This is a genomic window from Thermus brockianus (genome assembly GCF_021462505.1).
Classification (GTDB): Bacteria; Deinococcota; Deinococci; order Deinococcales; family Thermaceae; genus Thermus; species Thermus hydrothermalis.
In genome coordinates this window covers 141678-161288 of record NZ_JAKEDV010000003.1, presented here as the reverse complement: position 1 = coordinate 161288, position 19611 = coordinate 141678, and the positions used below count along the sequence as shown (strand labels likewise).

Annotated in this window: 21 protein-coding genes; 10 read left to right on the top strand and 11 right to left on the bottom strand. The window is 65.5% G+C overall.

Annotation, left to right across the window (positions count from 1 at the left end; genetic code table 11):
* The first annotated feature begins 15 nt into the window (after positions 1–15).
* From LXN00_RS04915 to LXN00_RS04895, 5 genes are all read left to right on the top strand, one after another.
* On the top strand, positions 16–396 hold the full coding sequence (locus LXN00_RS04915; RefSeq protein WP_234505616.1) for a prepilin: 381 nt from the start codon (positions 16–18) through the stop codon (positions 394–396).
* Positions 393–1088, top strand: coding sequence for a prepilin-type N-terminal cleavage/methylation domain-containing protein (locus LXN00_RS04910; protein WP_234505613.1), 696 nt, complete (start codon positions 393–395; stop codon positions 1086–1088). Before LXN00_RS04915 ends, LXN00_RS04910 begins: the two co-directional genes overlap by 4 nt.
* A gap of 11 nt (positions 1089–1099) precedes the next feature.
* Positions 1100–2587, top strand: coding sequence for a hypothetical protein (locus tag LXN00_RS04905; protein WP_234505610.1), 1488 nt, complete (start codon positions 1100–1102; stop codon positions 2585–2587).
* 232 nt (positions 2588–2819) lie between these two features.
* Positions 2820–3185, top strand: coding sequence for a prepilin-type N-terminal cleavage/methylation domain-containing protein (locus LXN00_RS04900; protein ID WP_234505607.1), 366 nt, complete (start codon positions 2820–2822; stop codon positions 3183–3185).
* Positions 3186–3255: 70 nt separating this feature from the next.
* Positions 3256–3615, top strand: a complete 360-nt coding sequence (locus LXN00_RS04895) for a prepilin-type N-terminal cleavage/methylation domain-containing protein (RefSeq protein ID WP_234505604.1) — start codon at positions 3256–3258, stop codon at positions 3613–3615.
* Here the strand turns inward: LXN00_RS04895 and LXN00_RS04890 are convergent.
* The gene (locus LXN00_RS04890; RefSeq protein ID WP_234505603.1) at positions 3599–4924 is read right to left on the bottom strand and encodes an O-antigen ligase family protein; all 1326 of its coding nucleotides are present in this window, start codon (positions 4922–4924) and stop codon (positions 3599–3601) included. The genes LXN00_RS04895 and LXN00_RS04890 overlap by 17 nt on opposite strands.
* 113 nt (positions 4925–5037) lie before the next feature.
* On the bottom strand, positions 5038–5487 hold the full coding sequence (locus LXN00_RS04885) for a YbjN domain-containing protein (protein ID WP_234505600.1): 450 nt from the start codon (positions 5485–5487) through the stop codon (positions 5038–5040).
* A gap of 67 nt (positions 5488–5554) precedes the next feature.
* On the opposite strand from LXN00_RS04885, the gene LXN00_RS04880 reads away from it, so the two are divergent.
* Positions 5555–6028, top strand: coding sequence for a DUF1640 domain-containing protein (locus LXN00_RS04880; protein WP_234505597.1), 474 nt, complete (start codon positions 5555–5557; stop codon positions 6026–6028).
* Between the two features lie 83 nt (positions 6029–6111).
* On the opposite strand, the gene LXN00_RS04875 is transcribed toward LXN00_RS04880, so the two are convergent.
* On the bottom strand, positions 6112–6675 hold the full coding sequence (locus LXN00_RS04875; RefSeq protein ID WP_234505594.1) for a Uma2 family endonuclease: 564 nt from the start codon (positions 6673–6675) through the stop codon (positions 6112–6114).
* 36 nt (positions 6676–6711) lie between these two features.
* Here LXN00_RS04875 and LXN00_RS04870 point away from each other — a divergent pair, with 36 nt between their 5' ends.
* The gene (locus tag LXN00_RS04870) at positions 6712–7128 is read left to right on the top strand and encodes a DUF1640 domain-containing protein (protein ID WP_234505590.1); all 417 of its coding nucleotides are present in this window, start codon (positions 6712–6714) and stop codon (positions 7126–7128) included.
* On the opposite strand, the gene LXN00_RS04865 is transcribed toward LXN00_RS04870, so the two are convergent.
* Complete coding sequence (locus LXN00_RS04865; RefSeq protein ID WP_234505587.1) at positions 7125–8237, bottom strand: NAD(P)/FAD-dependent oxidoreductase; 1113 nt, start codon at positions 8235–8237, stop codon at positions 7125–7127. The two genes, LXN00_RS04870 and LXN00_RS04865, sit on opposite strands and share 4 nt — an antisense overlap.
* A 60-nt stretch (positions 8238–8297) precedes the next feature.
* Between LXN00_RS04865 and icd the strand changes: the two genes are divergently transcribed.
* Positions 8298–9575 (top strand): NADP-dependent isocitrate dehydrogenase, encoded by a 1278-nt coding sequence (gene icd / locus LXN00_RS04860; RefSeq protein ID WP_234505583.1) that lies wholly within the window; start codon positions 8298–8300, stop codon positions 9573–9575.
* Here icd and LXN00_RS04855 read toward each other — a convergent pair whose 3' ends face one another.
* The 5 genes from LXN00_RS04855 to coaE form a co-directional block, all read right to left on the bottom strand.
* The gene (locus tag LXN00_RS04855; protein WP_234505580.1) at positions 9576–11372 is read right to left on the bottom strand and encodes an RNB domain-containing ribonuclease; all 1797 of its coding nucleotides are present in this window, start codon (positions 11370–11372) and stop codon (positions 9576–9578) included.
* A 141-nt stretch (positions 11373–11513) separates the two neighbouring features.
* Positions 11514–12056, bottom strand: a complete 543-nt coding sequence (locus tag LXN00_RS04850; RefSeq protein ID WP_234505577.1) for a glycerol-3-phosphate acyltransferase — start codon at positions 12054–12056, stop codon at positions 11514–11516.
* Positions 12056–12460 (bottom strand): SufE family protein, encoded by a 405-nt coding sequence (locus LXN00_RS04845; protein WP_234505574.1) that lies wholly within the window; start codon positions 12458–12460, stop codon positions 12056–12058. Before LXN00_RS04845 ends, LXN00_RS04850 begins: the two co-directional genes overlap by 1 nt.
* A gap of 9 nt (positions 12461–12469) precedes the next feature.
* Entirely contained in the window at positions 12470–13162 is a 693-nt protein-coding gene (locus LXN00_RS04840) for an SDR family oxidoreductase (RefSeq protein WP_234505572.1), read from the bottom strand.
* A gap of 4 nt (positions 13163–13166) precedes the next feature.
* Positions 13167–13772, bottom strand: a complete 606-nt coding sequence (coaE, locus tag LXN00_RS04835; protein WP_234505569.1) for a dephospho-CoA kinase — start codon at positions 13770–13772, stop codon at positions 13167–13169.
* Here coaE and LXN00_RS04830 point away from each other — a divergent pair.
* Positions 13752–15038: an HDIG domain-containing metalloprotein gene (locus tag LXN00_RS04830; protein WP_234505566.1), complete on the top strand. Its 1287-nt coding sequence runs from the start codon at positions 13752–13754 to the stop codon at positions 15036–15038. The genes coaE and LXN00_RS04830 overlap by 21 nt on opposite strands.
* Positions 15022–16137 (top strand): AmmeMemoRadiSam system protein B, encoded by a 1116-nt coding sequence (amrB, locus tag LXN00_RS04825; protein ID WP_234505563.1) that lies wholly within the window; start codon positions 15022–15024, stop codon positions 16135–16137. The genes LXN00_RS04830 and amrB overlap by 17 nt, the downstream gene beginning before the upstream one ends.
* Here the strand turns inward: amrB and rnr are convergent.
* Entirely contained in the window at positions 16134–18362 is a 2229-nt protein-coding gene (gene rnr, locus LXN00_RS04820) for a ribonuclease R (protein ID WP_234505560.1), read from the bottom strand. The two genes, amrB and rnr, sit on opposite strands and share 4 nt — an antisense overlap.
* Before the next feature lies 1 nt (position 18363).
* Positions 18364–19608 (bottom strand): aspartate aminotransferase family protein, encoded by a 1245-nt coding sequence (locus LXN00_RS04815; RefSeq protein WP_071676315.1) that lies wholly within the window; start codon positions 19606–19608, stop codon positions 18364–18366.
* Positions 19609–19611 lie beyond the last annotated feature (3 nt).

Genomic DNA, 19611 nt, shown 5'->3' with positions numbered 1-19611 from the left:
GGGAGGTGATGGGCGGTGGGTGTTAAAGGGCTCTCCCTTTTGGAGGTCCTCTTGGCCGTGGTCCTGTTGTCCATGGTAAGCCTCGCCTTCCTCGGCCTGCAGGTCACCAGCCTCAGGGCTTCCCAAAGCGGTCGGCTGACCCAGGCCCTGGTGCGCGAGGCGGAAAACCTCCTGGCAAGCATGCGGGCCAACCCGGGAAACATAGAGGCCCTCTGCCGGGATACCCTCTCCCTGACCACGGCCACCGCCCGGTGCACCTACACCCCCTGCGCCGCTAAGGCGGACGGCACCCTGGAATGCCCGGCCACCGGAACAGCCCACGCTTTCCGGGTGGTCCTCGAGGTCCCCAAGGACTCCCCCCGCCTGACCCTGGAAACGGTGGTCTATCGGCCATGAGGCGCGCCTTTACCCTCCTGGAAGTCCTCCTAAGCCTTGCCATCCTGGGCCTCCTCCTCAGCGCGATGCTTGCCACCACCCAGAGCACCCTGCGGCTTGAGCGCACCCAGCGGGCCCTGGCCCTACTGAGCGAGGAGCTTTCCCTCACCGCTATGGTCCTCGCCCGGGAAGCCTCCCTGGCGGGCTACCGCCTGGAAACGGGCACACCCCTCGTCCTCTCCGGTAGCCTCCTCCTCCGCTTCCTCTGCGACGACGGCATGGAGATCTATTGCTCCAGCGAGAGCATGGGCAAGGTCCGCACCGTGGGGTACGCGTTTCGGGATGGGACCCTTTACTGGGGAACCTGCACCGGCGAGGCCTGCGCCCCCACCCTCAACCAGCCCGTGATGGACGGGGTGGAGGCCTTCCGGCTGGCCTACCGTTCGGGAGGAAGCTGGGCGAGCGGGAACCTTAGCGTCACCCTTTCCCAAGGGGGAGCGAACCCCAAGGTGGAAGCCCTAGCTCTCTACCTGGCCGCCCGCTCCCCCTGGCGCACGGGGGCAAGGCCCTTCACCCCGGGAAGCCAAGTGGACTGGGAGAAGGCTCCCGGCCTAGGCCGGGATCTACTCCTCTCCGGCTATAGCCCTCCCCAGGACGGCCACCCCCGGGCGGAGCGGCTCGTGGTGGTAGCCATGCCCAACCTGGTGCGTTGAAGGAGGTACGTATGCGCAAAGGGATTGCCCTGGTCAGTGTCCTTTCCGCCATGACCGTGGTCCTCCTCCTCTCCTTGGCCGTGAGCCTGTGGGCCGAGGCCAACCTGCGGACGGGTAGCCACCTGGCCCAAAAAGCCGTGGCCCGGGAGCGGGCGGAAGCCGGGATTGACCACGCCTTGGCCCACCTGGCAGCCCAAGGAGCACCCACGGGCACGGTCCAGCTCAGGGGCCCAGGCTACACCGCCACCCTTACCGCCGAAGGGAACGGGCAGTACCGGGTGGAAAGCACGGGCACCCAGGGCATGGCCCGGCACCAGGCCGTGGCCCTCTTGGGCCTCCAGGCGGTGCCCGCCCAAAGGACCCACCCCCTCTTCGGCCAAGGCTGGATCACCGGGGGTCACATCACCATCAACGGCGGGGTGGACCTCCGGAACGCCCGGCTCCACGCCGACCTGGGGTACGCCAACCTCACGGGGCAAGTCCGGGTGTGCGACGAAAACGGGGCGAACTGCCGTAACGTTAGCGAACTCAGCCCTCCCCCCATCACGGGCGGGGCCAGGGTAGGGAACCCGCAGTGCAACGCCTCGGGGAACAACCGGAGCGTGTGCCAGGGCAACGCGCCCAAGTACCAGGTCTGCCCCGTCTACCAAACCCCCGGCGACCCCGACCTGGTGTGCACGGATGCGGTCACGGGGCGTCAGGTGCGTTGGCGGGAGGCTTACCGCATCAGCCCTCCCGACGTGGACAACCTGGCCCAGACCGCCCTAGGGGTGAGGGCCTCGAGTCCCTACCCGGACGCCGTGGCAGGAGGACGGTGCGACGTGACCTTCTCCAGCCTGGATCCCGGAAGGAGCGATGAACTCACCTCTTTCCTTGATGCCCGAGGCCACACCAACCTTCCCACGGACGTGAACGCTCTCCTGGGCCTCGTCCTGAACGCCCTAAACGGCTCTAATCTGCGCGTGTGCGTGCAGGGCAACGTAGCCCTTCCAGGCGGCACCTCGTTAAGCGGGGTCACCTTCTACGTGGGAGGCACCTTCCAGGTGAACGGAAGCGCCACCCTGCAAGGGGTCAAGGTGGCAGCAGGAAGCGGGGTAAATCTCGGGGACGTCCAAGCCACGGACAGCAAGTTTTACTCTGGAGGCTACGTCAACCTAAACGCAAACGCCCTCTTCCGTGGGAACAGCACCCTAGCAGCCCGCCAAAGCATCACCTTTAACGGCGGAGCTAATCTGCTAAACGACCACGCCCTCGCTATCGTGAGCGAGGGGGACATCACCTTCAACGGACGGGCCGATACCCATGCTTTTATGTGGGCAAGGGGCCAGATCACCTTTAACGGCACAGGGGCCTTCATCGGGGGTGCCGTTAGCATGGGTGGTGCCACCCGCAACGGCGGAGGACAGTTCTACATCCAAAGCTCCAGCGCCCAGAACACCGACCTCCCCCAGGTTGAAACCCACGGCAACCCCAGGCCCCGGGTCCTTTACCGCCGCTAGCTTTCACACCCCTTTCACACCCCCCTGCCACCCTAAAGGTGTCCCCCCCAAAAGGGGGAGTTGACAAAAGGAGGAAAGCTCCCTAAGAATGGGGTGCGAAAGGAGGTGAAAGGAGGGTTAAAGGTACAAGGAAAAAGGTTAGAGAGATGGTCCGGTAAGAAGGCTTTTCGGCAACAGGCACTCATGGCCGCGCGATAGATGAAAGCGCGGAAATCTTGGAGGAGAAAGAAGTATGCGCAACGCTAAAGGCTTCACCCTGATTGAGCTCCTGATCGTCATCGCCATCATCGCCATCCTGGCGGCAGTTCTGATTCCCAACCTCTTGAATGCTCGTGGGAACGCTAACACCACCGCGGCCCAGGCGTATGTGCGCAACGTGGCTACTGCGGTAGAAGCTGCGCGTGATCCCACCACAGGCGCCCTGCCTACCCTTGGAGCATGCACCAACTTCGTTAGCAATCCTCCTGCTTCAGTTAGCAGCTGCAACGTTACAGCGAACAACGATAGCGTGAACTTTACCGTTACCGCCAGCCTCCGCGGCGCCCGCTACAACAGCCTATCGTTTGACAGCGCGACCGGGCAATTCTCGTTCCAGTAAGCAACTGTGAGGACTCCGGGGCCGGGGCTTCCCGGCCCCTTGGTTCTAGTCAGGTTACCTCGGAGTAACCATGCGCGCAGGATTTACCCTAATAGAGCTCTTAGTAGTGGTCACACTACTTGGCTTCTTCCTTGCCCTCACGTACCTCCCCATTGCAACGACCCGCAAAAAGGCGAATCTGACCTCCGCAGAAGCATATGTACGAAACGTAGCCGTCAGCCTAGAGGCCCTCCGGGACCCTACGGGTAGGCTACCAGTCCACCTTACAGACTGCCTTACCGGATTCGGCTACCGCCCTCGGAGCATAAGCATGTGCTCCATTTCCTTCCCCACTTCAATGGACTTCGTCATAGAGGCCGTTGTAGACGGCGCTACAATCACAAAGGTGATTTACACAAGCGAAAACGGAAAGCTTACACACCTCCCTTAATGCCGCCAGCTACACTGCGGGCGGTTATCCCTCCGCCCGCTATGCCTATGAACGCCCAGAAAACTCCCTGGTTGTAGAAAATGTTATACCAAAAACCCAAAAAACCAAGATAAGCAATCAAAGCAGCTGCCACTGGCGTCGGCCAGGACCATCGGATAGCCAATAGCAGCACACATAACCATAAGGCTGCACCGGGTAAACCGTAAAGAAGCGCTTGATCCAAAAATTCGTTGTGAGCCTTAAAAGAATCCACCACCAGAACCCGTCTTCTGCCCTCCATATCCACTATGCCGAAGGCAGGTATACCCTCGCCGTTAACCCCTTTAGACAACACCATCTGAGCTCCCCACATGATACGCAAGAAATAGGCTAGATCTTCCTCAGATAAATATCTCGGCCACACAAAATGAAAGCCGCCCGCTCCATAGCCCATCCAAGGCCGGTCCGCTATCCCTGCTACCGCCGCTTTCCACCCATACCACCTTTGCTCTAGAGAAGAAGAACTTTCTAGAGGCTTTTCTCCCCCTGACCCACTCACGCGCACTATCCACAGCCCTAAGACAAGGCCTAACCCAAAAATCAAACCTACACGAAAAACTTGTCTCACACCATACCTCTTATAGACCAGGGAAAAAGCAATGAGAACACCCACTAAAGAGGCCCGGTTGTACGTTAATCCTACCCCCATAGCCAGAACAAATACCATAAAAGGATTTGCAAGATAAATAACACCGCCCAATGCGAGCCCAAGGAAGCCAGCAAGATGCCCTTTGGAAGCAAAGGTAACTTGCGGCAAAACATCTGCTGAAAAATTCCCTATCCACGCCCGCTTATTTATAACTTCAACCGCAGCGAGGAGGGTCAAAATAAGCCCAGAGGCATATATAGCCTTTAAAAGGGTGTGTCTTAGAGAGGGTTCTTCTTCCACCCTTAAAGCTATTAAAGTCGCTATCGCAACCATGAGCACGACCCAAAGTGCCCCATCTCCCAGACCTTCCGGACTGCCTGTCAGGGCAAAAATAGGATTGACAGCAAACGGAACCGCTAATAGTGTCCACAATGCATAAATCCAGGCCACAAGCAAAACCGGTCTTTTCCATAACCAAAGACCAAGACGGGGCAGGTGAGACAGATGTGTATGCGGATGACTAAAAGCTTCTAAAACCAATGCGCCCCCTAAAAAGAAACTGCTAACCCAAACATGCACAGCGTAGTCCCACCTTAAGTCCCTTGCATGCGTTGGGTAAAAAAGCAAAGGGTAGAGAAAAGCATACACCGGCCACCAATATCTAAGCAGTAAGCTCACCACAAAGCAATGTTACACGAAAGCCCCAGGAAAAAGCAAAAAATAGATACCACTTGGCCCTTTTTAAAAACTCGGGTGTGGGCGCAGTGCCTAACACATTAAGTACCCCCACTGGGCTATCGGGTAAACTCAATTTGTTCCATAAAACGGGGCAATATCTCCTCGGCGAAAAGCTCCAAAAAGGCCACCACCGCCCCCAGGCTTACCCCGCCCGTCAGGTCCAGGTCCGACTCCAGCCACACGTCCCCTTCCTCGTCCAAATAGGCCCGGCTAAAGCGGTGCTCCCGGTTCCAGGCGTTCACCACCTCCCAGGAAGGGGGCTCGTCCAGGCTAAAGCCGGCACTTAGGGAAAGGACGCCGCACACCTCCTCCTGGCAGTAGTCCAGGTAGAGCCAGACCTTCTTGAGCCCCGCCATCTCCAGCCGGTACTCCCCTTGGCCCGTGCGCGCAAAGGGGATGCCCGCCTGGCGCAAGACCGCCTCCAGTTCGGCTTCCTTTAACCCCTTCACCACCCCCTGGCCCAAGGCCAGGCCCATCAGTGCCAAAACCCAAACAAAAGCCCGCATGCGAACCCCTTTCCGCCCCGAAGGACTCCCTCATCCTAACCGAACGCCCCGTGCTACTCTAAGGGCAATGACCACGGAGGAACGCCTCTACAAGCTGGAGGGCATTGTGGAGGGGGTCATGGCCACCCTCCCCGACCGGGTTTCCTCCCTGGAGCACCGCATGGACCTCCTGCGGCAGGAGGTGAAGGAGGAAATCGCAAGCCTCCGCCAGGAAGTAAAGGCGGAAATCGCCGGCCTCCGGAGGGAGATGGAGGAGAAATTCACCGGCTTGCGCCAGGAGCTGAAAGCCGATATCGCAAGCCTCCGCCAAGAGGTCAAGGCGGAAATCGCCGCCCTCCAGAGGGAAATGGAGGAGAAGTTTACCGGCCTGCGCCAGGAGATGAAAGCGGAAACCACCAGCCTCCGCCAGGAGATGAAAGCGGAAATCACCAGCCTCCGCCAAGAGGTCAAGGCGGAAATCAACACCGCCCTAAACCGCCTCATGCTCTATTTCACCGCCCTGGCCGCCGCCCTGGCCCTCCTCACCCTCTTTGCCCGGTGAGGGCACCCCCCGAAGGCAACCCTAAAGGCCGCCCCCCATGGGGCATGGAACTCCCGAGCTTTCGGAAACGAAGAAGGCCCCCGCTACACCCCCACCCCCTCGTACACCTCCTCCAAGGAGACCCGGACTCCCAAACAAGGCACCTCCACCACCCCGGCTTCCGCCAGGGTGTAAAGCCACCCCTCCCCTTGACGGGCGTAGACCTCCACCCTACGGGCGCGGCTATCCACCAGGAGGTAGCCCTGCAGGCTGGGCAACTCCCGGTAGCGCCAGAGCTTCTCCCGCCGGTCCACGGGCTCCGTGGCCTCGGAAAGGACTTCCACCACCAGGCACGGGTTCTCCTCGTAGTGGCTGTGGGGCGGTTCGCCCTCGCAGACCACCATCAGGTCAGGGTAGTAAAAGGTGCGCTCCCCCACCCGAAGCTTCACCCTCTCCGTGTAGATACGGCACCCCTGGGGCCGCGCCCAGGGCCTCAGGGCGGCGTACAGGTTCCCCACAAGGAGGTTATGGACCCGGCTCGCCCCTGCCATGGCATAGGGCAAGCCTTCCACCAACTCATGGCGCGTGGGCTGCTCCGCCTCCCAGGCCAGGTACTCCTCCGGGGAATAGAACTTTAGCCTTTCCGCCGCTTGCCCCACAAGGAGCATTCTATCCCCCTGCCCAGGCGTGCTACCCTAAGGGCAATGACCACGGAGGAACGCCTCTACAAGCTGGAGGGCATCGTGGAGGGGGTCATGGCCACCCTCCCCGACCGGGTTTCCTCCCTGGAGCACCGCATGGACCTCCTCAGGCAGGAGGTCAAGGCGGAAATCGCCCGGCTAGAGAGCAAAATAGAGGCCCTTCGTCAGGAAGTGAAGGAGGAGATCGCCAGCCTGCGGCAGGAAATAAAGGAGGAGATTGCCAGCCTGCGGAAAGAAACGAAGGAGGAAATCACCAGCCTGCGGCAGGATATCGCCGCCCTGCGCCAGGAAACACGGGAGGAAATCACCAGCCTGCGCCAAGAGGTGAAGGCCGAGATCAACACCGCCCTCAACCGCCTCATGCTCTACTTCACCGCCCTGGCCGCCGCCCTCGCCCTCCTCACCCTCTTCGCCCGCTAGACGATGCCCCTTTCTCGCAAAAGCCTTCCCTCCCGGAAGCGCTGGGGGCGGAAGGGGCTTAGGTCCAGACTCCTCGCCCGCCCGTAGACCACCTCCTCCGCCATGAGCCGCCCCACCATGGCCGCCTGTTGCACCCCGTGGCCGGAGAAGCCCGCCGCCACCCAAAGCCCCTCCTCCACGGGGCCCAGGAGGGGGTTAGCGTCAGGGGTCATCTCGTAGTAGCCGAACCAGCTCGCCCTCCGGTCCAGGGCGAGGCTTTCCAGGAAGGGAAAGCGGGAAAGGCCCGCCTCCAAGGTGGGCCCAAGCCAGGCCCAGTCCACCCCCTCCCGGAAGCCCGGGGGCTCGTCCGGGTTGGAGCGGCCCAAAAGGAGCCTTTCCCCCTCGGGACGGAAGTAAAAGCCCGTGGCCAGGTCTATGGTGAGGGGGTAGAGGGGAGCGTGGCCCAGGGGGGCGGTGGCGTAGACCATGCGCCGCACGGGGTAGACGGGAAGGTCCAGGCCCAACCGCCTCCCCACCTCCCCCGTCCAGGCCCCGGTGCAGAGGAGGAGGTAGGGGGCCTCGTACCGCCCCTTAGGGGTTTCCACCCACCACACCCCCCCTTCCCGCTTGGCGGAAAGGACGGCCTCCCCGAAGCGCACCTCGGCCCCAAGCCGGCGGGCCTCCCGCAGGTAAAAGCCCGTCATCCCGTGGGGGTCAATGACCCCGTCCAGGGGGCCGTAGGTGGCGAAGGCAAGGCCCTCTTCCCAGAAGGGCACCAGTTCCTGGGCCTCGGGCAGGGAAAGCCGCCGCACGGGCACACCCAGGGCCTCCTGGGTCCTTAGGGCCTCCTCCTGGACTTCCTTTAGGCCTTCTGGCACCAGGAAGAGGTAGCCGATGGGCCGGTAATGGGCCTCCTCCACCTCCCGGTATTCCAGGATGGAATGGTAGGAAAGGAGGACGTTGAGGGGCTCGGAAAACTGCACCCGCACCCCGCCCGCGCTCCTTCCCGTGGAACCTTGGGCGAAGGTGGCCTCCTTCTCCAGGACCAAGACCCTAAGCCCCGCCTCCGCAAGCCGATAGGCGCAGGCCGCCCCCACAATCCCCGCCCCCACCACCATGGCCTCGGGCATAGGAAGAGTCTAGGACACTTTTCCCCCAGGGTAGCGGTATGCTAGGGCCCGGAGGTAGCCATGGGCTACAAACACATCCGGATTCCGGAGGACGGCGAACGGATCACCATCCAAGGGGGCACCTTGCAGGTGCCCGACCGGCCCATCATCGGCTTCATTGAAGGGGACGGCACCGGCCCCGACATCTGGAGAGCGGCCAAGCCCGTCCTAGACGCCGCCGTGGAAAAGGCCTACGGGGGGAAGCGCAAAATCGCCTGGGCCGAAATCTACGCCGGGGAGAAGGCCAACCAGGTCTACGGGGAGCCCATCTGGCTTCCCGAGGAAACCCTGGAGTTCATCCGGGAGTACCTGGTGGCCATCAAGGGCCCCCTGACCACCCCCGTGGGGGGCGGCATCCGCTCCATCAACGTGGCCCTAAGGCAGGAGCTGGACCTCTACGCCTGCGTGCGCCCCGTGCGCTGGTTCCAGGGGGTGCCGAGCCCGGTGAAGCACCCGGAGCTGGTGAACATGGTCATCTTCCGGGAGAACACGGAGGACATCTACGCCGGCATTGAGTGGCCGGCGGGGAGCGAGGAGGTCAGGAAGGTCCTGGACTTCCTCAAGCGGGAGTTCCCCAAGGCCTACGCCAAAATCCGCTTCCCGGAAACCTCCGGCATCGGCCTCAAGCCCGTGTCCAAGGAGGGCACGGAGCGCCTGGTGGCGGCGGCCATTGACTACGCCATCAAGGAGGACCTCCCCAGCGTCACCCTGGTGCACAAGGGCAACATCATGAAGTTCACCGAAGGGGCCTTCCGGGAGTGGGGCTACGCCCTGGCCCGGGAACGGTACGGGGCGGTGCCCCTGGACGGCGGCCCCTGGCACGTCCTGAAGAACCCCCGCACGGGCCGGGAGATCGTCATCAAGGACATGATCGCCGACAACTTCCTGCAGCAGATCCTCCTCCGGCCCGACGAGTACTCCGTCATCGCCACCCTGAACCTCAACGGGGACTACATCTCCGATGCCCTGGCGGCCCAGGTGGGGGGCATCGGCATCGCCCCCGGGGCCAACATCAACTACCAGACGGGCCACGCCGTGTTTGAGGCCACCCACGGCACCGCCCCCAAGTACGCGGGCCAGGACAAGGTGAACCCCAGCAGCGTGATCCTCTCCGGGGAGATGATGCTCCGCTACCTGGGCTGGAACGAGGCGGCGGACCTGATCCTCGCCGCCATGGAGCGCACCATCGCCAAGGGGCTCGTCACCTACGACTTCCACCGCCTCCTGCTGGCGGAGGGCAAGCCCGCCACCCTCCTCAAGACGAGCGAGTTCGGGCGGGCCCTCATTGAGCACATGTAGCTAGACCAGGGCGAAGCGGGCCTCGAGGGCAGCCAGGTCCGCCTCCAGGAAGCGGAGGCGGGCCTCGGCGTTTAGGGGAAGGGGCCGGGGAAGGGCCACCTGGGCGGAAAGGCCGAGCTCGGGGAGGAGGAAGACCCCCTGCCCGCCCCGCCGCTCCACCAAGACCCCCACCCCCTCGTACCCCTCCTCTTGGAGGTAAAGGAGGGTCCAGTGGAGCTTGCTCTTGCGCTCCGCCTCACGCACGGCGTCCGCCACCGCCTCCGCCGCCCCCACCCGCTCCAAAAGCTCCCCTTGGGAAAGGGGCTTCTCCCCTTTGAGCCAGGCCCTCAGTTGCTGGTGGGCCACCAGGTCCAGGTAGCGCCGCAAGGGGCTCGTCACCTGGGCGTAGAGGGGAAGGCCAAGGCCCTTGTGGGGGGCAGGGGTGGCCTTGAGCTGGGCCCGCTTCAGGGTCTTCCGCTGCTCCCACATGGCGGCGAGGCCCTCCCCCTCCACCCTGCGGCTTGGAGCCTCCTGGGTGGCGTAGGGGAAGGGGAGCCCCTCCCGGAAGGCCAGGTGGGCGGCGGCGTAGCCCGCAAGGAGCATGGCCTCCCGCACCCAGATGCGGCTCTCGTAGGGAGGAAGGGGGGTGATGCGCACCCTTTCCCCCTCCACCCGCACCTTCACCTCGGGGAGGGAGATCTCCAGGGCCCCTTGGGCGAGGCGCCGCCTGCGGAAGGCCTCCGCCACCTCCCGCAAGGGGGAAAGCCCGCCATGGCCCAGGGCCTCGGCGTAGGTGAGCCTTTCCACCCGCACCCAGCTCGGGAAAATCCGCTCCTCAAGGAGCTCCCCTTCCTCGGAAACCCAAAGCTCAAAGGTGAGGGCTGGGGAAACCGGTTGTAGGCCCAGGCCCAAAAGGGCCGTGGCCTCCGGGGGAAGCATGGGCACGGTGCCCTCGGGGAGGTAGAGGTTCGCCCCCCGGCGCAGGGCCTCCCGGTCCAGGGGGCTTCCCGGGGCCACCAGGGCGGCCACGTCCGCCACGTGCACCAGGAGGCGGAAACCCCCTTCCACCCGCTCGGCGTAGAGGGCGTCGTCGGGGTCCTGGCTCCCCTCGTCGTCAATGGCGAAGGCGGGGAGGTGGGTGAGGTCCTCCCGCCTTTCCTCGGGCAAGGGGGGAAGGGGGAGGTGGGGAGCCTCGAGGGGCAGGCCAAGCCGCCTGGGGTGGGGGTTTTCCCGCCGCCAAAGGCCGAGGCGGAGGAGAAGGGCGTGGGCCGCCTCGGGGGTTTCGGGGAGGCCCAAGGCCTTCAGCACGGGGCTTTCCTTCCGCTCGCCCCAGGCCAGGGCCTCCACCTCGGCGAGGAGGGGGCGGTCCTCCGGGGCGGGGCTTCCCGCCTTGAGCCGGGCGATGCCCTCCTGGAAGGCCTTTTCCCGGGCCTCCTTCTCCCTTTTGGCCGCAAGCCAGGCGGCGAGCTCCTCCGCGGTGCGGGCCCTAACCCTTTCCCCCTCCAGCACGAACCGCTCCCCCTTCTGGGCAAGGAGGTAGGCCCCCAAGGCCGTCTCGGGCGTGTAGGCCCCGTAGACCAGCTCGGCGAGCTCCTTCAGGCTCACCGCCTCCCCCTGCAGGAGCTCCCACGCCGCCTCCTCCTCCCCGGGGGGCACCTCCAGGGCCAGGCCCGCCGGGCCCGGGTGGAGGAGGAGGACGTCCTTGGGCCGGACCTTGAGCCTTTCCCCCGTGGCCAGGGTGAGCTCCAGCCGGTCGCCCTTTTCCTCGGCCAGGGCGGGCTTGCCTTTGTAGATGACGAGGGCCTGCCTTAAAGGCATACGGGTATCTCCTGTCATAGAAAGAGGGCTAGCCTTCGGGGCTTTATGGCCCCCTTGTTCACCGCCAAGCAATATCCCACGTAAAAACCGGCCACCAAGGCCGCGCCTTCCTAGACTATACCTTCGGGCGGGGTAAGCCACCTAACGTGACCGGTCCTGAAAGAGGCGCAGGGCGACAGGAAGGCCAAGGCCCAGCCCGAAAAAAAGATAGGGCAGGGTCTTCCCCACCCAAGCGGCGAGGATGGGCATGCCTAGGGCCACGGCCAGAAGGGCACGCTGGGGTCTGCGGCTCAAGGAGGCCAGGAGGGCAAAAAGGAAGAGGGCCCCAAAGAGAAGCCTAGGGTCCACCGCCAGGAGCACCCCGGCCCCCGGAACCAAGCCCTTGCCCCCCCGGAAGAGGAGCCACGGCGAAAAGGCGTGCCCCCACACCGCCCCCACGCCCCCGAGAAGCCCCCCTAAGGGGCTTCCCATGGCCCCTTCCCCCAAGGCCACGGAGAGCACCCCCTTGAAGAGGTCCAGGAAGAGGACCATGAGGCCGGGTATGGGCCCCAGGAGGCGGTAGGCGTTCAAAGCCCCCGGGTTACCCGAACCCTCCTGGAGGAGGTTCTTCCCCCGAAGGGCCCCGAACCAGTAGGCGATGGGGAGCCCCCCGAGAAGGTAGCCGAGCAGAAAGGCGAGAAGCATCAGAGGGCCCTGCGCACCTGCTCCTGCAGGCGGAGAAGCGCCGCCTCGAGGCCCCTGAGCCTTAGGGGCGTGAGGATCTCCTCAAGCCCCGCCCCCCGGTAAAAGGAGGGGGGCACGGCCAGAACGGCCTCGGGGGGTTCGCCCTCGAGGCCCTCCTTCAAAATCCCGGCGAAGGCCTTCACCGTGGGGGCCTCGTCGGGAACCATGAAGTGGAGGCGCACCCTTCCCCCCTCCACCTCCGCCCGGAGGAAGAAGGGGGTCTGGCACTCGTGCACCCGCTCCAGCTCCACCCCTTGGGGGGGCGGGGGGACCTTCTTGGCGTACTCCAGGAGGACCTCGGTCTTGAGCTCCTTGGGCAGGGAGCGGATGAGGTCCAGGGCCGCTTGAAGCCTGGGAGGCAACATGTTCTAAGCCTACCCCGCCTTGGCGGGAGGGTGGGTGGGCCTGAGCTCTATCTCGCTCACCAGGGCCCTTTCCGGCATCTCCAGGGCGAAGAGGATGGCCTGGGCCACGTCCTCGGGGGAAAGCTTCCAGGACTGGCCCGGGGTGTTCCCGGCGAAGCCCGTGTCCACCGAGCCCGGCAAAACGTTCACCACCCGCACCCCTTCCTCCCTTAGCTCCAGCATGGCCGCCCCCATGAGGCCCAAGAGGCCGAACTTGCTAGCGTTGTAGGCCGCACCCCCCTTAAAGGGGTTCTTGCCAGCGAGGCTTCCCACGTTCACCACCACGCCCCGCCACCGCTTGAGGGCGGGGAGGGCGGCCTTTAAGCCCAAGAAAGGCCCCAGGAGGTTCACCTCCAAGACCTCCCGCACCTCCGCCTCGGAAAGCTCCGCCACCGGCTTCATGATGCCGATGCCGGCGTTGTTGACCAGGGCGGAAAGCCCACCGAAGGCCTCTTCCAGGGCCGATACGGCCCTTTCCCAGTCCGCAAGCCGCCTCACGTCCCCGGGGAGGGCCATGGCCCCTTCCCCGAGCGCCTCGGCCAAAGCCCGAAGCCTTTCCCCGTCCCGGGCGAAAAGCCCCACCTTGTACCCTTTGGCGTGGAGGAGGCGGGCCGTGGCCTCGCCGATGCCCCGGCTCGCCCCCGAGATGAGCGCCACCCGCATGGCCTTACCTTACCCCAAAGCGCTCCCCGATGTCGGCGAGAACCCGCCTGAGGGCCCCTTCCAGGTCCTCGAGGCTCCCCGCATTCTCCACCACCCAGGTGGCCCGTTTCCTCTTCTCCTCCTCGGGCATCTGCGCCCGTTCCCGGGCCAGGACCTCCTCGGGGCTAAGCCCCGAGCGGGCCACCACCCGCCGAAGGCGTTCCTCCCAGGGGGCGGCCACCAAGAGGGTGGCGTCCAGCCTCCCCTCCCACCCCTTCTCAAAGAGGAGGGGAATCTCCAGGAAGACGAGGGGGGCCTGGAGGCGGGCCAGTTCTTCCTCCAGGAGGCGGCGGATCTCCGGGTGGAGGAGGTCCTCCAGGGCCCGAAGCTTCTCCGGGTGGGCGAAGACGAGCCTCCCCAAGGCCCTCCGGTCCAGGGCCTCGCCCCGAAAGGCCTCGGGGAAAAGGCGCCTAAGCTCCTCCTTCTTGTTCTCCCTGGCCCTTTCCGCCAGGAGGTCCAGGTCCAAGACGGGGTAGCCCCAGGCTCTAAGGAGGCGGGCCACGGTGCTTTTGCCGCTCCCGATGTTGCCGGTGATGCCGATAATGATGGGGTGCTTCGCCTGGTGCGCCATAGGGACTTCCCCTTTTATACCCCCAAGGGGGCCTTCCCCGTGGGAGGGGCTCTTCGGGACCTCCTCTTGGGCCTTAGGCCCAAGGACCTGGACTACGTGGCCATGGACCCGGAAAGGGCGGCGAAGGAGGCCCAAGGCCGCCTTGGGGGAAGCCTCTTCCCCTTGGATGCGGCGCGGGGCCACTACCGCCTGGTGGCCCAGGGCCTCACCCTGGACTTCACCCCCCTGGAAGGGAGCCTAGAGGCCGACCTCCTCCGGCGGGACTACCGCCTGAACGCCCTCCTCTGGAAAGACGGGGCCATCTTCGGCCTGGAAGGGGTGGAAAGGGACCTAAAGAAGAGGGTCCTGGTGCCCGTCAAGGAGGAAAACCTCTACGCGGACCCCCTCCGGAGCCTCCGGGGCGTGCGGCTTGCCGCCACCTTAGGCCTGGGCCTCCCCGAGGCCACCCGGGAGGCCCTCCGCCGCCACGCCCGCCACCTCCAGGCCCACCCCGAGGCCCTCCCCGCTCGGGAAAGGGTGCAGGAGGAGCTCGCCAAGCTCCTCCTTTCCCCCCGGGCGGCCTTCGGCCTCGCCCTCCTGGAGCGGCTTGGGCTCCTGGCGGTCTACCTCCCCGAGCTCACCCCCCTCGTGGGCCACGTCCAGGGCGGGGTGCACCACCTGGACGCCTGGCGGCACACCCTCTCCGTCCTCTTCCACCTCCTCTGGCTCTGGCCCCACGCCCCCCTCGAGGCCCGCCTGGCCGCCCTCTACCACGATGTGGGGAAGCCCCTCACCCGCCGGTTTGACCCCGAGGTGGGGCGGTACCGCTTCCTGGGCCATGCGGACGTGGGGGCCGAGGTGGCCAAGGCGGCCCTTTCCTGGCTCCGCTTCCCCAAGGAGGTGCAGGAGAAGGTGGCCGCCCTGGTGCGCCGGCACATGGACCGCCCCCCCGAGGAGAAAGGGGCCCTCCGCCGCTTCCTCCTCAAGCGCCAAGACCTCCTCCCCCACCTCCTCTACCTCATGGCGGCGGACCGCCTGGGGGCCAAAAAGGTGGAGGCGGAGGCCTGGGAACTCCTAGAGCGCTTCCAGGAGGCCATGGCAGAACCCTTGCCGCAAAAGCCCCTCCTCTCCGGGGAGGAGGTCATGGCCCTTTTGGGCCTAAGGCCGGGCCCCGAGGTGGGAAGGGCCCTCGAGGCCCTCCTCCTCGCCCAGGCGGAGGGGAGGGTGGGAAGCCGCGAGGAGGCGGAGGCCTTTCTCCTATATTGGAAGGGTGGAAGGCCGGCTTAGGCTACGCACGCCCGAGATCACCCCCATAGAAGGGGGCTTCCTCCTGCGGGACCCTTACGGGGTCTACGAGAAGCCCCTGGCCCTCACGGAGGGGGGGCTTTTCCTCCTCTCCCTCATGGAGGGGCGCACCCTGGAGGAGGTGCGGGAGGAGGTCTTCAAGGCCCACGGGGTCATCGTGCCTTTGCAAGAGCTAGAGGAGCTCGCCCGCGCCCTGGAGGAGGCGGGGCTTCTCCTCACGGAAAAGGTGGAGGCGAGGCTCAAGGAGGAAGAGGAAAAGCTCAAGCGGGAAAGGCCCATGCGCCTCGCCGGGCTCTCCTACCCGGAAAGGGAGGAGGAGGCCCGGGCTTTTTTGGAAGCCTTCCGGGCCAGTTTCTCGGGGGAGGCTCCGCCCGCTAGGGCCCTCCTCCTCCCCCACCTGGAGCCAAGCCGCGTGCCCGAGGCCTACGGGGCGGCCCTGGCCAGCCTGGAAAGAACCCCGCCCCCCGAGCGCATCTACCTGGTGGGGGTGGCCCATAGGCCCCTGAAGGAACGGGCGGCCGCCCTCCCCGTGCCCTTCCACACCCCCTTTGGCCCGGCGGAGCCGGACCTCCCCGCCCTCCAGGCCCTGGACGCCCTCCTGCCCTTTGAGCTCTTCAACACCCCCTTGGCCTTCCGGGAGGAGCATAGCCTAGAGCTTCCCCTCTTCTTCCTCAAAGGGCTTTTCCCCAAGGCCCGCTTCCTCCCCCTCCTGGTGGGGCAAAGGACGGCGGCCTTGGGCGAGGCCCTGAAGGCGGTCCTTTCGGAGCACCCGGGCCTTTTGGTCCTGGCGGTGGACCTCTCCCACGTGGGGCCCCGCTTCGGGGACAAGCCCCTCTCCCGCCCCCTGGCGGAGGAGGCGCGGCGGCGGGATTTGGGCTTCCTGGGGCGCCTGGCCCAAGGGGAGCCGGAGGCCGCCTTGGCCCACCTGGGGGCGAACCCTACCCGGGTGGACGCCACGGAGGTGGTGGCGAGCCTCAGCCCCCTCCTCCAGGGCCAAAAGGGCGAGGTCCTGGCCTACCGCCTGGACCTCGAGGCCCCCACCCTAAGCGCCGTGGGGGCGGGCACCCTGGCCTTTGCCTAGCGGCGCCGGCGCCGCTTCCGGGCCCGGGTGTCCACGGGACGGGTTTCCCGGTTTTCCCTGGGTTGCCACTCCCCAAAGTACACCGTTTCCACGGTGGCCCGCTCGGGCCGCGTGTCCCGCGCCTTTTCCTTGGGTGGTCCTACCACTTTGCGCATATCCACCTCCTTTCCCCTAGCCCCCTTCTTGGGGGCCTCTTCTTCCCGGTAGGGCACCAGGTCAATCTGCCGTAGCCGGGGGTTGGCGCCGGCGATCACCACCTCCATCTCGTCCCCCAGGCGGATGCGCTTCCCCTTAGGGCCCAAGAGGGCCAGGGCCTCCTCGCTGTAGGTGTAGGGCCCCAGGGCCTCGAGGCGCACCAGGCCCTCCACCCCGTTTTTCAAGGTCACGAAGGCGCCAAAGCTCGCCACCCCCGTCACCTTCCCCGTGAAGCGCTCCCCCACGTGAAGCTCCGCCCACTTGGCCATGTAGTACTTGGTGAGTTCCCTTTCCGCCGCCTCCGCCTTGCGTTCCCTCTCCGAGGCGTGCTCGGCGATGCCCGGGAAGGTTTCCAGCCAGCGGGCCTTCTTGGCCGGGGTCAGGGTGCGGCGCAGGGCAGCCCGGAGCACCCGGTGCACCACCAGGTCCGGGTAGCGGCGGATGGGGCTCGTGAAGTGGAGGTAGTGCTCCATGGAGAGGCCAAAGTGGCCCAGGTTCTCCGCGGCGTAGCGGGCGAGGCGCAAGGAGCGGAGGACCAGATTGGCCACCACGGGCTCCTCCGGGCGGCCCTTGGCCTTAAGGAGAACCTTCTGCAACGCCCGGGGCGAAACCTCCTCGGGCAAGGTGTAGCCGAGCCGGGCCAGGGCCAGCCGGAGCTTGCCGTAGGCCTCCTCCAGGGGTTCCTCGTGCACCCGGAAGAGGCCAGGGAGGCCTCGCTTCACCAGGTACTCGGCCACCTTTTGGTTGGCGAGGAGCATGAGCTCTTCAATGAGGCTACGGGCCCTTGGCTCCGCTTGGGGAATGAGGTGGAGGGTGCCCCCCTCCACCTCCACCTTCACCTCGGGGAAGTTAAAGTCCAAGGCCCCAGCGGCCAAGCGTTTCGCCCGAAGCCGCCCGGTGAGATCCAAAAGGAGCCTGAGGTCCTCCGCCAAGAAGGCGTGGGCCTCGGGCAGGCCAAACCCCTCGGCGAAGGCCTCCACCTCGGTGTAGGTGAGGCGGGCCACGCTCCTTATCACCCCCTCGGCGAAGCGGACCCTTTGGACCTCGAGGTCCTCCGTGAGGTCAAGGAGCACGGAAAGGGTGAGGCGGTCCTCCCCCGGCTTCAAGGAGCAGACCCCGTTGGAAAGCCTTTCAGGGAGCATGGGCAGGACCCGGCCCGGTAGGTAAACGCTCGTCCCCCTGAGGAAGGCCTCCTGGTCCAAGGGGCTTCCCTCCTGCACGTAGTAGGAAACGTCGGCGATGTGGACGCCCACCCGGTAGCCCCGGGGAAGCCGCTCAATGTGGATGGCGTCGTCAAAGTCCTTGGCGTCCACCCCGTCTATGGTGAAGACCCGTAAGGCGCGGAAGTCCTGCCGCCTTTGAAGCTCCTTTTCCGGGATCTCCAGGGGAATGGCCTCCGCCTCCTTAAGGACCTCCTCGGGAAACTCCGCCCTCAGGCCGTACTTGGCGATGACCGCCTCGGTTTCCGTCTCCGGGGCATCCCCTTCCCCCAGGTATTCCAAGAACTCCCCGTAAGGGCGCTTGCCGTAGTGGACCTTCACCACGATGCGGCTTCCCCGCTTGAGGCCATGGAGCCCTTCGGGAAGAAGCCTGAGCTCGGGCAGGCCCGGCTCGTCGGGGACGAGGACGGCGTAGCCCCGGCGGAAGTCCAAGGTGCCCACCACCCGTTCCCGGGCCCGCTTCACCACCCGTTCCACCACGCCCCAAGGCCTCCCGTCCCGCCCGGGAGGCATGATGCGGGCCTCCACCAGGTCCTCGGGCCACGCGTCCAGGGTGTACCCCGGGGGGATGAAGAGGTCCTTGTCCGGAAGCCGCACGAAGCCGTAGCCGTCCCGGTGAAGGCTAAGGGGGCCCACCACCTTGGCGGGGAGGAAGTACTGGCTTCCCTTCTTTTCCAAAAGCCCTTCCCGCACCAAGGCTTTCAGGTAGGCCTTGGCCTCGCGCTTTTCCAGGCCGAACCGCCTTAGGATCTCCTCCAGGCGGTGGGGCCTGCCCGTCTTTTTGAAAAACTCCAGCAGCGTTTCTTGCATTCTAACCCAGGAGGCCCTCCAAGGCCCTCTCGGTGGCCTTTAGGCTCTCGGAAAGGGCGGCTAGGGCCTCGTCCACGTGTTCCTTGCCGATGATGAGGGGGGGCTCCAAGCGCACCACCTTGGGGTTGTTGAGGCCGAAGGCGGTGATCACCCCCCGTTCGGCCAGCTCGGCCACCACCAAGGCGCCGATATCGGCGTCGGTGAACTCTATGCCCAGCATCAGCCCCCGGCCCCGCACGTCCTCTATGAGGTGGGGGAACTCCCCTTGCAAGGCCTTTAGCCCCTCCATGAGGTACCCCCCCACCTCCAAGGCCCTCTCGGGCAGGTTCTCCTCCAAGGTCACCTCTATGGCCGCCAGGGCCGCCGCCGCCGCCAGAGGGTTGCCGCCGAAGGTGGAGGAGTGGTAGAGGGGGTTTTGCTTGAAGACCTCAAAGACCTCCCGCCGGCCCACGCAGGCCCCGATGGGCATCACCCCGCCCCCCAAGGCCTTGGCCAGGGTCATGAGGTCGGGGGAAACCCCTTCCCAGTCCACCCCAAAAAGCTTCCCGGTGCGGCCCAGGCCGGTCTGCACCTCGTCGGCGATCATGAGAATGCCCCGCTTTTGGGTAAGCTCCCTGACGCCCCTCAGGTACCCCTCCGGGGGCACCCGGATACCCCCTTCCCCTTGGATGGGCTCCACGATGACGGCGGCGGTGTCCTCGTCCAGGGCAGCCTCCAGGGCCTCGAGGTCCCCATAGGGCACCACCTTGACCCCGGGAAGGAGGGGCTTGGCGGGGTCCTGGTACTCGGGCTTGGGGGTGAGGGAAAGGGCCCCCATGGTCTTACCGTGGAAGCCCCCTTGGGTGGTGACGATGCCGGGCTTCCCCGTGTAGGCCCGGGCCAGCTTGATGGCCGCCTCCACCGCCTCGGCCCCGGAGTTGCCGAAGAAGACCATCTCCAGGCCCTCAGGGGTGATCTCCGCCAGCTTGGCGGCAAGCCGCGCCGTGGGCTCGGAAACGAGGACCCGCACGGACATGGGCATGCGCCGAAGTTGCGCCTCCACGGCGGCCACCACCTTGGGGTGGCGGTGCCCTAGGTTCAGGGTGCCGTAAAGCCCCAAAAAGTCCAGGTAGCGCTTGCCCGTGGTGTCCCAGACATACGGGCCTTCGGCGTGGGACTCGGTGCGGTCAAGGCCGGTAAAGCGGAGAAGCCCAGCAAGCCCAGGGTTGATGTGCCGTTCAAAGAGGGTGAAAGGGTCCATGCCCAAAAT